Annotated in this window: 10 protein-coding genes; 6 read left to right on the top strand and 4 right to left on the bottom strand. The window is 39.7% G+C overall.

From position 1 onward, the window contains the following. Positions 1 to 124: 124 nt before the first annotated feature. The gene (locus B3317_RS03465) at positions 125 to 1,825 is read right to left on the bottom strand and encodes a tetratricopeptide repeat protein (RefSeq protein WP_291108673.1); all 1,701 of its coding nucleotides are present in this window, start codon (positions 1,823 to 1,825) and stop codon (positions 125 to 127) included. 133 nt (positions 1,826 to 1,958) lie between these two features. Next, on the bottom strand, positions 1,959 to 2,822 hold the full coding sequence (locus tag B3317_RS03460) for a mechanosensitive ion channel family protein (protein ID WP_291108671.1): 864 nt from the start codon (positions 2,820 to 2,822) through the stop codon (positions 1,959 to 1,961). A 206-nt stretch (positions 2,823 to 3,028) separates the two neighbouring features. Between B3317_RS03460 and B3317_RS03455 the strand changes: the two genes are divergently transcribed. From B3317_RS03455 to B3317_RS03435, 5 genes are all read left to right on the top strand, one after another. After that, entirely contained in the window at positions 3,029 to 3,817 is a 789-nt protein-coding gene (locus B3317_RS03455; protein ID WP_291108669.1) for a TIGR02757 family protein, read from the top strand. A 271-nt stretch (positions 3,818 to 4,088) separates the two neighbouring features. After that, entirely contained in the window at positions 4,089 to 4,763 is a 675-nt protein-coding gene (gene rsmI, locus B3317_RS03450) for a 16S rRNA (cytidine(1402)-2'-O)-methyltransferase (RefSeq protein ID WP_291108667.1), read from the top strand. A gap of 40 nt (positions 4,764 to 4,803) precedes the next feature. Further along, entirely contained in the window at positions 4,804 to 5,676 is an 873-nt protein-coding gene (locus tag B3317_RS03445) for a hypothetical protein (RefSeq protein WP_291108665.1), read from the top strand. Between the two features lie 571 nt (positions 5,677 to 6,247). Continuing rightward, positions 6,248 to 7,918, top strand: coding sequence for a B12-binding domain-containing radical SAM protein (locus B3317_RS03440; RefSeq protein ID WP_291108663.1), 1,671 nt, complete (start codon positions 6,248 to 6,250; stop codon positions 7,916 to 7,918). A 204-nt stretch (positions 7,919 to 8,122) separates the two neighbouring features. Then, on the top strand, positions 8,123 to 8,533 hold the full coding sequence (locus B3317_RS03435) for a YybH family protein (RefSeq protein WP_291108661.1): 411 nt from the start codon (positions 8,123 to 8,125) through the stop codon (positions 8,531 to 8,533). An 8-nt stretch (positions 8,534 to 8,541) separates the two neighbouring features. Here B3317_RS03435 and B3317_RS03430 read toward each other — a convergent pair whose 3' ends face one another. Together B3317_RS03430 and B3317_RS03425 are read right to left on the bottom strand one after the other, a co-directional pair. Further along, positions 8,542 to 9,276, bottom strand: coding sequence for an HAD family hydrolase (locus B3317_RS03430; RefSeq protein ID WP_291108659.1), 735 nt, complete (start codon positions 9,274 to 9,276; stop codon positions 8,542 to 8,544). Positions 9,277 to 9,325: 49 nt separating this feature from the next. Next, positions 9,326 to 10,276: a glycosyltransferase family 2 protein gene (locus tag B3317_RS03425; protein ID WP_291108657.1), complete on the bottom strand. Its 951-nt coding sequence runs from the start codon at positions 10,274 to 10,276 to the stop codon at positions 9,326 to 9,328. Positions 10,277 to 10,662: 386 nt separating this feature from the next. Here B3317_RS03425 and B3317_RS03420 point away from each other — a divergent pair, with 386 nt between their 5' ends. Beyond that, positions 10,663 to 12,153 (top strand): 2-isopropylmalate synthase, encoded by a 1,491-nt coding sequence (locus B3317_RS03420; RefSeq protein WP_291108655.1) that lies wholly within the window; start codon positions 10,663 to 10,665, stop codon positions 12,151 to 12,153. The last annotated feature ends 14 nt before the right edge of the window (positions 12,154 to 12,167 follow it).

Raw genomic sequence — 12,167 nt, 5'->3', positions numbered from 1 at the left:
ATTATTCTCCGGCTTTTTTATTTGTAGAGCAAACCAATTATCTCATATAATCCGGTTATGAACAAAAAAATAGCAGCAGGATTTTTCCTGCTGCTATTTTTATATTTCGAAAATCTGTTAATGCTTATCTTATCAACAGATTTTTCACATCGGAATTTGTAAGGAATTTAGCAAACTCGATATCATTAAGAACATCAGAAGTTGAGAATCCTTTATCTAATGCCGAGCGCAAGTTGCCAACAACACCTGATGTATTATTTGTTCTGGCTGCAACGATAGCCGACAGGTAATATGTTGTAGCATCTTTATTTGCTACAGCATCCAATGTCTGTTGAGCTTTGTTGTAGTTCTTGGTTAATACCTGAGCAAGAGCGGCATTGTTTGTTTTTGCATCGCCGAATGACTGTACAGCTCTGTTGTAATCACCTTTCTGTATGTATAACAATCCAAGCGCTTCACCCAAAGTATTAGCTCCGGATGCATTACCCAGCAGTTGTTCTGCTTTAGCGGTGTTGCCATCAGCCAGAGAAAGCAAAGCCTGATTCATATTAGCTTCAGGAGCTTTTGCCGATACCTGTGCCGCTTTGTTGAATGCCTGTACAGCTTTACTGTCCTGTCCGGTTGTATAGTAATAAGCACCTAAGTTATTCCATCCGCGGTAATCGTTCGGGAATTTCTGGGTAACATAAGTGTAGATTTTCTCTTTAGAAGTTCCGTTCAGATTGGCAGCGTATAGAAGCTCTTCTACAGAAAGGCCGGTAAGGTCGGAATTAGCAGCGTTCTTCAATTCTTCATCAGTCTTACCGATAACTTCTACATTTGCAATCAGACGCGAACGACGAAGTTTAGGTAGTATTGTTTCTGCTAAATCAGAATATACAGCCGAGATGTTTTTGATTTCTTTTTCCCTTGTTTCAGTATCAGGATACATGGAAAGAACTCTCAATACGATATCTTTATCCTGAAGACTTGATGCCTGAACCAATTTTTGGAAACCTTCCCAGTCCTGAGCGGTATATTTTGCATTGATTTCGGTATCTATGTTCTTTTTCTTAAATTCTTTAGACAGATAATCTGTCGTGTTTTTCTCACGTTTTTCAGCAAGTTTTTCGTTCAGTTCATATCCTCCGTCGGGGGAAGCATAAGCAGATACTTCTACATTTATGTTTTTCCGGTCATTAGAATCAGCCTCTTTAACCAAATCTTTCCATGCAGCAAGATTTGTGGAATTCAGTTCGCTTGAACGCAATTCGGCTTGTTGAATAAGGAACATGATATCTGCATCATATGCCTCTTTGATGATACGCTGGAAAGCGTCAGGTGCTACAGCCGGAGTAGTTGTCGCTGCACTGGCAAGGGCCTGAGTAGAAACTACGCCGTCAGCTATTTTTACATCAGGGAAACCTGCTACGGTTTTTCCGTTTCTGGTGAAGTCGAATCTTAAATATAATTCCGATTTCTTCATTGCCGGAGTGTAGTCAAATTCTGACCGTAGGGTTATGGCGCTCCCACTCTCGAAATTAACAACAGTTCCGTTTCCTGCAACTTTTTCGCCCTGATAAGTGTAAGAAGTGCCCAGAGCTTCGCCACCACTGTATTTCAATACAGGGGTAACAACTACAGAAGTACTTTTTTCGAACCATTTGGCAGGGAAACGTCCGTTGATTGTCACCGGTACTTTTGTGCCCACTAATTCGAGTGGAGAAGGGTTAGTAGTGAATAGAGAATTTGCTAACGGGGTCATTGTCTTTTTGCTACAAGATGTTCCTAATATCGCAACCAGAGCAATTAATGAAAATAATAGCTTTAATTTCTGCCTTTTCATAGCTTTTAAAAAATTATTGATTTATTATATAATATATAGACATTTCTTACCTGCTACAAAACTACCTCTTTTCTTCTTGAATAGAAAATGTCTATATGCTATTTATAGATATAAAGAAGAGTTTTAATATTTTTTAATCTTTGAGCATTTTGATGCTTGTAACAGCCGGACCATAAATGCTATTTTCACGGAATGCGGCATACACTTTTTCGTTCAGATCTACATTTACTGAAGCGTAATCTCCACTATCTACCCATACCCGTATTGTAACATCTAATGTTCCATTATTCAGCATTGTAACGCCAATGAATGGTTCGGGAGTATTTTTTATTGAAGGGTTATTCTTGATGACGGATTGGAGGATAGATTTCACATCATTTACATCCGCGCCATAGCCCAAGGTGAATGTAATATCTATACGCCTTTCCTTTTGAGCTGAGTAGTTGGTTATAGTACCTGTAGATAGAGGCCCGTTAGGTATATAAATGGTGCGGTTGTCTCCGGTCAGAAGTATAGTATAGAGAATACCTATGGCTTGTACCGAACCATCCATGCCTTGAGCTACAATCCGGTCTCCTACCTTAAACGGTTTGTTAATCAGTAGCATAACTCCTCCGGCAAAGTTAGACAGGTTGTCTTTCATGGCCATACCCACAGCTAAACCTACGGCAGCGAGAATGGCGGCAAAGGATGTCATAGAAAGTCCCAGTATATTCACTATCAGTAGGAACAGAATGAGCTGTAGTGTAATATTAGCAAGACTGTCAAGAAAACTTTTAACAGTGGCTTCAATCTGACGTCTTTCCAGAAAACGGTCAATAAATTTTCTCAGCCATTTAATCACCCATCGTCCGATGATAAATACAACTGCGGCAGCAATAAGTTTTAAACCTAAAGTTACGGCATGATCGAAAATTTTGTCAAGAAAATTGTCTATGGCAGATACTGATAATTCTGTATTTTTGAGCGTATCTGCGGGAATAATGTCTAGTAGCATATCTTTTTTTATTTTTGGTTCAAAATTAATTATTATTGGATGAATGAGCAGCTTTTTTGAGCGATTATTTTAACTGTATAAGGATGTAGATCGTTATTTTTTTTATTGTTTATGTAAATCAGCATCTGAATACGATTATTTTCAATAATATGCGATATTTCTGAAAAAACGTATCTTTGCACTCTTGATTTTAATGGAAAGAATAAGTGGAAGATATACATATACTTGATTTAAAAGAATTCTTGGATAAAAAAGTAGCGCAATACAATACTCCCGGATTTATAGTTAACGACCCTGTTTGCATTCCTCATAGCTTCACGTCGAAACAGGATAAGGAGATTATGGGATTTTTTGCATCCATATTTGCCTGGGGGCAACGCAAAACAATTATCAATAAATGCAGGGAGCTGGCTCAGCGAATGGATAACAGCCCCTATGAATTTATTATGCAACATAAAGATTCCGATCTGAAGAAAGTATTGGAGTTTAAGCACCGCACATTCAATGATACCGACTTGTTATATTGTATTCATTTTATGAAGCGGCATTATTCTGAATATAATAGCTTTGAAGATGCATTCTTTCCGGACGAAAATATGACCGTTGAAGCCGCGCTCAACTATTTCGAAACATATTTTTTCTCTCACCCCGATGCCCCTCAGCGTACTCGTAAGCATATACCTTCACCTGCCCGTAAGTCGGCATGTAAGCGTCTCAATATGTACTTGCGCTGGATGGTGCGTAGCGATAATAATGGAGTAGACTTCGGATTATGGAAAAAAGTTAAGCCCAAAGATTTGATTTGCCCGCTTGATCTGCATGTGGAACGTACTGCCCGCAAGTTGGGCTTGCTGCATCGCGAGAAGCCGGATTGGCAGGCTGCATCGGAGTTGACCGGCAATCTCAGGTTGCTGGATGCAACAGATCCTGTGAAATATGATTTTGCCCTTTTTGGTATTTCTATCGAAGAAAAATGTATTATCGAAAGGACTTAGAGCCTGTTTCAATTTTATATGAATACTTTGTTATAATACTATTTTCGTTCATTTTCAGTCTCTTTTTATCCGATTTTCCCCTTTTTTCAGCTTGAATAGTCCGCTATTCGCACTTCAAAAAAGAAAAAATCATTCTAAAAATAGTTCTGAAAATCTGAACGAATAAAATTTAGACAGACTCATAACAAATGCACATAATTTACGTTTTATATATGGTAGGTTATTTTTTTCGTATATTTGCAACGTGTAAGTTTGCATAGAAAGAAAGGAAATGGGAAAGTTATACATCATACCTACACCCGTAGGCAATCTTGAGGATATGACGTTCAGAGCCGTGCGACTACTGAAGGACGCTGCGCTTATACTGGCTGAAGATACACGTACTACAGGTATCCTCTTAAAGCATTTCGATATACAGAACAAAATGCAATCTTATCATAAATTCAACGAACATAAAGCGGTCTCACATATCGTGGACAGACTCAATGCAGGAGAAGATATTGCATTGGTATCCGACGCGGGTACGCCCGGTATATCCGATCCGGGGTTTCTGGTTGTGAGGGAATGTGTCAAGGCTGGTATAGATGTCGAATGTTTGCCGGGTGCCACGGCTTTCGTTCCGGCACTGGTATCTTCGGGCATCCCATGCGACAGATTCTGTTTCGAAGGATTTCTGCCACAAAAGAAAGGACGTATGACCCGTCTGAAAATTCTGGCAGAGGAAACCCGTACTATTGTGTTTTACGAGTCTCCCCACAGGGTATTAAAAACGCTGACCCAATTGGCCGAATACATGGGAGAAGACAGGTATGCCGCTACTTGCCGCGAGATATCGAAGGTATATGAGGAGACATGCCGTGGAACATTGGCGGAACTAATATCTCACTTTTCGGTGAACGAACCACGTGGTGAGTTTGTTATAGTCCTGTCCGGTAAAAATGGATGAATAAATTCGATAATAAAACTAACAAGTTAAATATTTGTATATGAAAAAATTATTTGTAGGATGCTTTTGTTTATTAGCTTTAGCGTCATGTAACGTAAAAAATTCGGATGAATATAAGGCTTTACAGGCCCAACGGGACTCCTTGTTGCAGGTTAGTGCTCAGGGAAATACTGAACTGGCTGAAATGAACAGCCTGATAAACGATGTGGAGGAAAATTTCAGACAGATAAGGGAAGCCGAAAAATATCTGACTATAGAATCCAAATCGAAAGGTGAAATGTCGAATGACACTAAAACCCGTGTCAAAGACAATTTTGAAATGATAAACGAAATTCTGAAAAAGAATAAAGCGGATATCGATAAGTTGAACCAACGTCTGAAGAGTAATTCGGGACAGATGTCAGGTTTGAAATCTACTATCGAGCGTCTGAATGCGGAATTGACTGAAAGAGCAAACACAATATCCGAGTTGCAATCGTCTCTTGCTACACGCGATGCTCAGATTGCTTCATTGCAGACTGATGTGAAGTCATTGACAGAAAATGTGGATAACTTATCTACCCAGACAGCGGAACAGGCTTCTAAGATCAAAGAGCAGGACAAGGAATTAAATACTGCTTATTATATGTTTGGTACTTCAAAAGAACTGAAAGAAGCTAAAGTTGTAACCGGAGGCTTCCTTGCATCAAACAAAATCCTGAACGAAGGTATTGAAAAAAGTAAGTTTATAAAGATTGATATACGTGATACTAAAAGTATCCCTGTATATGACAAGAAAGCTAAACTTTTGTCAGACCATCCGAAAGACAGCTATACACTGGATAAAGATGCAAGCGGTAAAGTGGTTATTAAAGTGACAGATTATAAGAGATTCTGGAGCCTGACTAAATTTCTCGTTGTTGAGGTAGGATAATATCAGAATTTATAGATATAGCATTAGGCCGGTACTTTATTCGTATCGGCTTTTTGTTTTTTAGAGGGATATATTTATCTATGTATTTAGCGGATAGCCTTTAGCTGTCAGCTGATAGTTCTTTGAAAAGTTTTAAGTAATAAGTAAAAAGTCGACAGGAGAAAAACAAGAAAAGTGTCAGGTTTGTCAAGTTTTGTACATAAGCTATTGGCTAACAGCTATCAGCTAATAGCTAAAAAGGTGTTACGTTTGTTACTTTTTTGAAATAGTTACAGGTTACTTCGCCCTTCGGGCAGTTACAGTTACGGGTTGGCTGGCGCCCTGTTTTGTTTCACGCAAAGACGCGAAGGCGCAAAGGTTTTACATTTTACGAGTTGTTGACTGATGACTGCTAACTGTAAAAGTTGTTACTTTCGTTACTTTTTAACTGTATATAGTTAATAGAAGTGAAAAACGAAAAGTAAAGACTTGAAAAATGAAAAATATTTTTTGCGCCTTAGCGTCTTTGCGAGAGTATATTGTTAACTGATAACTGTTGACTGATAACTGAAAAAACTCTTACCTTTGCCGCATGAAAACGATTCTCACAACTCTTAACGCTAAGTATATCCATACTTCATTGGCTCTTCGTTGGCTTTATGTGGCTAACAAAGACCGCTTTGATATTTCATTTAAAGAATATACCATTAAAGAGCAAGTGGAAAAGGTTGCGAGAGAACTATTAGATAGTGCCTGCGATATAATAGGTATAAGTGTTTATATCTGGAATGTAGAGCAGACGAGAGAATTGATTTCGTTACTAAAAACAGAAAAGCCGGAGCTAACTATTATTCTGGGAGGACCGGAAGTGATGTATGAGCCGGACTTTTTCCTTCACAACTGGGATATCGACTATGTGATAGGAGGTGAGGGAGAGTTTGTCCTGGGTGAATTATTAACTGCGATTGAGGAGGGATATGCCGTTGAAATAAAGGGTGTGTCAACCCGCGAATATATCAGTAAAGTAATTGTACAGGCCGATCTGGAAAAACTTGCATCTTTGCCTTCGCCATACATGCTGGAAGAGGATAGGGAAGATATGAAAAACAGGCTTGTGTATTTCGAAACATCCCGCGGATGCCCTTATCAGTGCCAGTATTGCCTGTCTTCTCTTGAGAAAGGTGTACGCTACTATCCTAAAGAATATATTCTGGAGAATCTGGGGTATATGATAGATAACGGTGCTAAGCAAATCAAGTTCCTCGACCGTACTTTCAATCTGAATATGGAACATACACATACTGTATTCGATTTCCTGATTAAGAATTACCGTCCGAATCTCAGTTGCCAGTTTGAGGTATATGCCGATTTACTAAAAGATGAAACGATTGACTATCTGAATACTAATCTGTCAAAGGATTTCTTCCGTTTCGAAATAGGTATTCAGTCCACATATGAGCCTACGAATATCGCTGTAAGGCGCAGGCAGGACTTTCCTCTGTTGGCAGGCAACGTAAAGAAAATAATGGATGGAGGTAAAATAGACCTGCATCTGGATCTGATAGCCGGACTGCCCTATGAAACATTGGAGTGTTTTATAAAATCGTTCAATGATGTATTTTCTTTAGGGGCAAAAGAAGTACAGCTCGGCTTTCTGAAAATGTTGCGGGGTACGAACCTGAGGAAACAGGCCTCGCAATATGGCTACGAATACGATATGCAGGCACCTTACGAAATAGAGTGCAATGCAGATATCTCAAGACAGGAACTTGACCGTATACATGAAGCAGAGCACGCATTGGAGAAATTCTGGAACAGCGGACGGTTTCCCCGTACGATGAATGAGTTGTTCAGGACTTATTATCAGGGGCGTTACTTTGAATTATTCGACGAAATAGGGCAGTACTACAAGGCGTGGAATCTGCCTCACCGTAGCTATCAGCTGGAGGACTTGTTCCGCTATCTGCACAGTTTCCTGTTATCGAAAGATATTGACTTGTTCGAATGTTTACGGACCGATTACTATAATAACTTTACCCGCAGGCCTCAGGGCTTTTGGACGGATGTGATGGATAAGAAACAGCGGAAGCAGCTATTGTATCAGATAGGGCAGGATAGGGGTTTCCTGTCGAAGTACAGGCTTAACCGTAAAATTATAGAAAAACAGACGGCGGTTGACTATATATCCGGCAATGAGTACCGGCTTACTGTATTTATTGATGATAAGCGTCTGTCTATACCATATTCTGTGCAAGGTGAGTAATAAAAAGCAACCCCTTCGGGGAATTGCGTTATGTTTATGATATGCAATTTATAATGCTTTATATATTGGGGTGCTTAAACTAAAAGATAAGATGTGATCGTGGCTGTTTCTCAAATATTTACTAAATTGGCAGACAATTGGACCTGGTAGTTACAGTAACTATTAAGTATGAAACATTTTATATACATATTAATTTTATCTCTTATGGCTGGATGCACAAGTGTTTCCTCTGACAAAGAGGATATTAAAGCTACAATCATAGCTTTGGAAAAACATGCATTAGAACTGTGGAATAATGGAAACCCTGATGGGTTTATAGAGTTGTCTTCTGATGATGTTGTTTATTTCGACCCGGCTTTCGAGAATAAACTTGAAGGAAAGAAAGCCCTCGAAGAATATTATAATACCATCAGGGGAAAGATTAAAATCGACTTGTATAAAATGATCGATCCGGTTGTACAGGTATCAGCAGATACTGCCGTCCTGACATATGATTATGAAGCTCATAGAGACGGTCAGGTATTCAGGATGCACTGTACGGAGGTCTATAAATCAGATTCGTCAGGTCAGTGGAAAATTATACATACTCATTGGTCTTTTGCCCAGCCCTTATAAGTAACGGATCAGCTCTCTTTCAATATCTTGTAATATGCAGACCAATTATTGTATAATGCCTCCATTGAAGGTAATACAATATTTGCTCCGGCATCAATCAATACTTCGTCGGGCATCGGGCCTGTATTGACGGCAATCGTAAAAATTCCGGCGGCAACAGCCGCTTCCACGCCGCGGGGCGCATTCTCAATGACTATGGCTTGGTTCGGGGTTAATGCGCCACCTTTTTTCAGCCCCATCAGGTAGGGTTCAGGATGCGGCTTACCGTGCTTCACGTCAAAGGCAGTTACCATCTTGTCTTTAGCAAACAGTCCGGGAAAGTTATGCTCCAGCTTATTGATAAGCGTAGGCTGTCCCGATCCGGTGACAAGGACAGGTGTAAGACCGTCTTCGTTTACTTTCTTAACAAAGTCGTAGGCAAAAGGAATAAGCGCGCCATCGTTATATTTTGTGAAGAGTTCCGTTTTGCGTTTATATATGCTATCTGTTTCTTGCTTAGTGGCATCCCTCCCTTTTTCCCTGTTCATCAGGTGATTAATGGTCTTGCCACCGACCATGCCTTCATACAGGTAAAATTCTTCGGGAGTACTGGGGATATTGAATTCATCCATTGTCTCCTTCCACGATTTGGCATGCCATTTCATGGAATCGTAAAGAACCCCGTCCATGTCGAATAGTACGGCTTTGAGATCGAAACGGGTATAATTGTGTTTGTTGAGATACTCTTTAAATATAGCTTTCATTATGAATGTTTGATTTTGAATCAATTATGTTAATGATATGAATGTAGAATTACCTGCGCATACGGCGGCAAATCTTCCTTTTCTTCCATTGTATATAGGGTACCAGCAGCCAGTTATGTTTGATGTCGTCAGCGCTGCGAACAATTTTCCAAGACTCTTTGTTGCCAGTCGTTTTAGACTTATAGTAACGTTGTTCGAGCAGGAAAGCCATTCTTTGATGAAGGCTCAGCGGAGGTTTTTCTCCTTTATTCTTGCAGAAGATGTTCATCCAGTTGAAAAAACTGACAAGGGCACGGAACATTTTTATATTTACCGGCTTTGAATCTGTTGCTGCAGATACGTTCTTGCCGCTATTCCGCCATTGTACATAAGTCTGTCCGATTGTATTAATACCTTTTTCATATGCACAGCTGATTACTGTAGCGTTATCGGAGCACATTGCGAGCTCGAAGGGTATAAAGCCACCCGTTTTTCTGAAATGAGATAATCGGAACACAAATTCCGGCATGCGTGCATCAATCTTATAAGTATATAAGAGTTTGAAAAAGTCTAATGCGGGCAGATGTTTTGGGTATGCAGCAGGGGTGCTTAATAAGTTGCCATCTGCATCTATTATGTTGAGATTGAAGTGGTGGACATCATAATTGGTACTTTGTATTTCTTGCCGGAGAAGCCTGATACAATCAGGGTCTAAAATATCATCGTCCGAAAAAAGAATAAACCAGTCTTCGTTTTCCGTCATATTCAGACACCTGTTCCAATGCGCGACAAGATCTTTTCCTCCAAGATTTTCATCGAATCTGTTATATACGAGATTTAATTTATCTATATATTGCCGGACGATTTCGAAAAGATTATCAGGACTGTTATCGTCTCCGATATAAACTTTGAAATTCTTATCTGTTTGCTTTACCAGCGAATCGAGGGTCGTCGGTAAATATTCAGATTTATATGCAGGTATTATTATTGCAATATTATATTGGGATTCGATCTCTTTCATTTAAGTTATATCTGAGGCAAATATTAGTTGCTGATTACTTCGGCTGATATTGCACCGGTTGCCGGAATACGCAAAATATATACAAATATACGCTTAATCTTTGATAAAACCCAAACTGTATAAATGTCACAAAATATCAAAAAAGGAATCTTTTTATTTGTATTTCCGAAAAAATGGAATAACTTTGTCAATCGAAAAATGAAACTTATGTTGATGCATAGTAATATTATTATTAGTTCACTCATTATCCTCTGGAGAAATTTAGGGTGAGCATTGCTATGTAGAAAATAATATAAAGAAAAAACAGGGCCTTTCTCACTCTTCAGTAGATGAGAAAGGCTTTTTTTATGTAAAACAAACAGTATACTAAATCAATTAGAAAAGTTATGGACAAGTTATTTATTTTTGACACCACATTGAGAGATGGAGAGCAAGTACCGGGTTGCCAGTTGAATACTATCGAGAAAATCGAAGTAGCCAGAGCCCTCGAGTCGCTCGGTGTTGATGTTATCGAAGCCGGATTTCCTGTATCCAGCCCAGGTGATTTCAATTCGGTAGTGGAAATATCTAAAGCCGTAACCTGGCCTACTATATGTGCTCTTACGCGTGCCGTGGAAAAAGATATTGAAGTAGCAGCCGAAGCTTTGAAGTATGCTAAGAAAAAGCGGATACATACAGGTATAGGTACATCGGAGTACCATATTAAATATAAATTCAACTCTACTCAGGACGATATACTTGAACGTGCAGCCGCATGTGTAAAATATGCGAAACGTTTTGTAGAAGACGTGGAGTTTTATGCCGAAGATGCGGGACGTACCGATAATGCTTATTTGGCAAGGGTAGTGCAGGCCGTAGTAAATGCAGGAGCTACGGTTGTAAATATTCCCGATACTACAGGTTATTGTCTGCCTACTGAATACGGGGCAAAAATCAAATACCTGATAGATCATGTGGATATGAAGAATGCAATTCTGTCTACACATTGCCATCAGGATTTAGGCATGGCTACAGCCAATTCCATAATGGGGGTGCTTAACGGAGCGCGTCAGGTAGAGGTGACAATCAATGGTATCGGAGAACGTGCCGGAAATACTTCACTTGAAGAAGTCGTGATGGCTATCAGAAGTCATAAAGAATTGAACATTGAAACGAATATCAATACTCAGAAGATATATCCTACAAGCCGTCTTATCTCTAACCTGATGAATATGCCTGTACAGCCGAATAAGGCGATTGTGGGGCGTAATGCTTTTGCTCACTCGTCGGGTATTCATCAGGATGGTGTGTTGAAACATCTTTCTACATATGAGATTATAGATCCTAAGGATGTGGGTATCGATGATAATGCAATCGTACTGACTGCGCGCAGCGGGCGTGCAGCTCTGAAAAACAGATTAAATTTGCTGGGTATTGAAGTCGATGACGATCAGTTGGCAGAACTGTACCAACGCTTTCTGGATCTGGCCGACCGAAAGAAAGACATAACCGATGAAGACGTATTGATTCTGGCCGGGAAAGAAACGGATAAGATGCGGCGTATCAAACTGGATTACCTGCAAGTATTATCAGGCCTTGGAGTGCGTAACGTGGCCAATGTAGGTCTGGATATCGCAGGTGAAAAATTTGAAGCATCAGCTTCAGGTAACGGTCCTGTAGATGCAGCTATCAAGGCTATAAAGCAAATAATCCGTCGTCAGACTGTAATTGAAGAATTCCTTATTCAGGCTATAAACCGGGGAAGCGATGATATAGGTAAAGTGCATATGCAGGTAGAGCACGAAGGTGTGAACTATTACGGATTCTCTGCAAATACTGATATTGTGGCTGCATCGGCAGAAGCCTTTATTAATGCAGTGAATAAATTTGTAAAATAATCAACATAATAGAT

It is taken from the genome of Dysgonomonas sp. UBA7710 (assembly GCF_002482385.1).
Classification (GTDB): Bacteria; Bacteroidota; Bacteroidia; order Bacteroidales; family Dysgonomonadaceae; genus Dysgonomonas.
The sequence above is the reverse complement of the archived record's forward strand: the minus strand, read 5'-3'. Positions and strand labels throughout refer to the sequence as shown.

Coding starts and splice junctions, on each gene's coding strand:
- B3317_RS03465 (WP_291108673.1), bottom strand. CDS start 1,825: ATGAAAAGGCAGAAATTAAAGCTATTATTTTCATTAATTGCTCTGGTT.
- B3317_RS03460 (WP_291108671.1), bottom strand. CDS start 2,822: ATGCTACTAGACATTATTCCCGCAGATACGCTCAAAAATACAGAATTA.
- rsmI (WP_291108667.1), top strand. CDS start 4,089: ATGGGAAAGTTATACATCATACCTACACCCGTAGGCAATCTTGAGGAT.
- B3317_RS03445 (WP_291108665.1), top strand. CDS start 4,804: ATGAAAAAATTATTTGTAGGATGCTTTTGTTTATTAGCTTTAGCGTCA.
- B3317_RS03440 (WP_291108663.1), top strand. CDS start 6,248: ATGAAAACGATTCTCACAACTCTTAACGCTAAGTATATCCATACTTCA.
- B3317_RS03435 (WP_291108661.1), top strand. CDS start 8,123: ATGGCTGGATGCACAAGTGTTTCCTCTGACAAAGAGGATATTAAAGCT.
- B3317_RS03430 (WP_291108659.1), bottom strand. CDS start 9,276: ATGAAAGCTATATTTAAAGAGTATCTCAACAAACACAATTATACCCGT.
- B3317_RS03425 (WP_291108657.1), bottom strand. CDS start 10,276: ATGAAAGAGATCGAATCCCAATATAATATTGCAATAATAATACCTGCA.
- B3317_RS03420 (WP_291108655.1), top strand. CDS start 10,663: ATGGACAAGTTATTTATTTTTGACACCACATTGAGAGATGGAGAGCAA.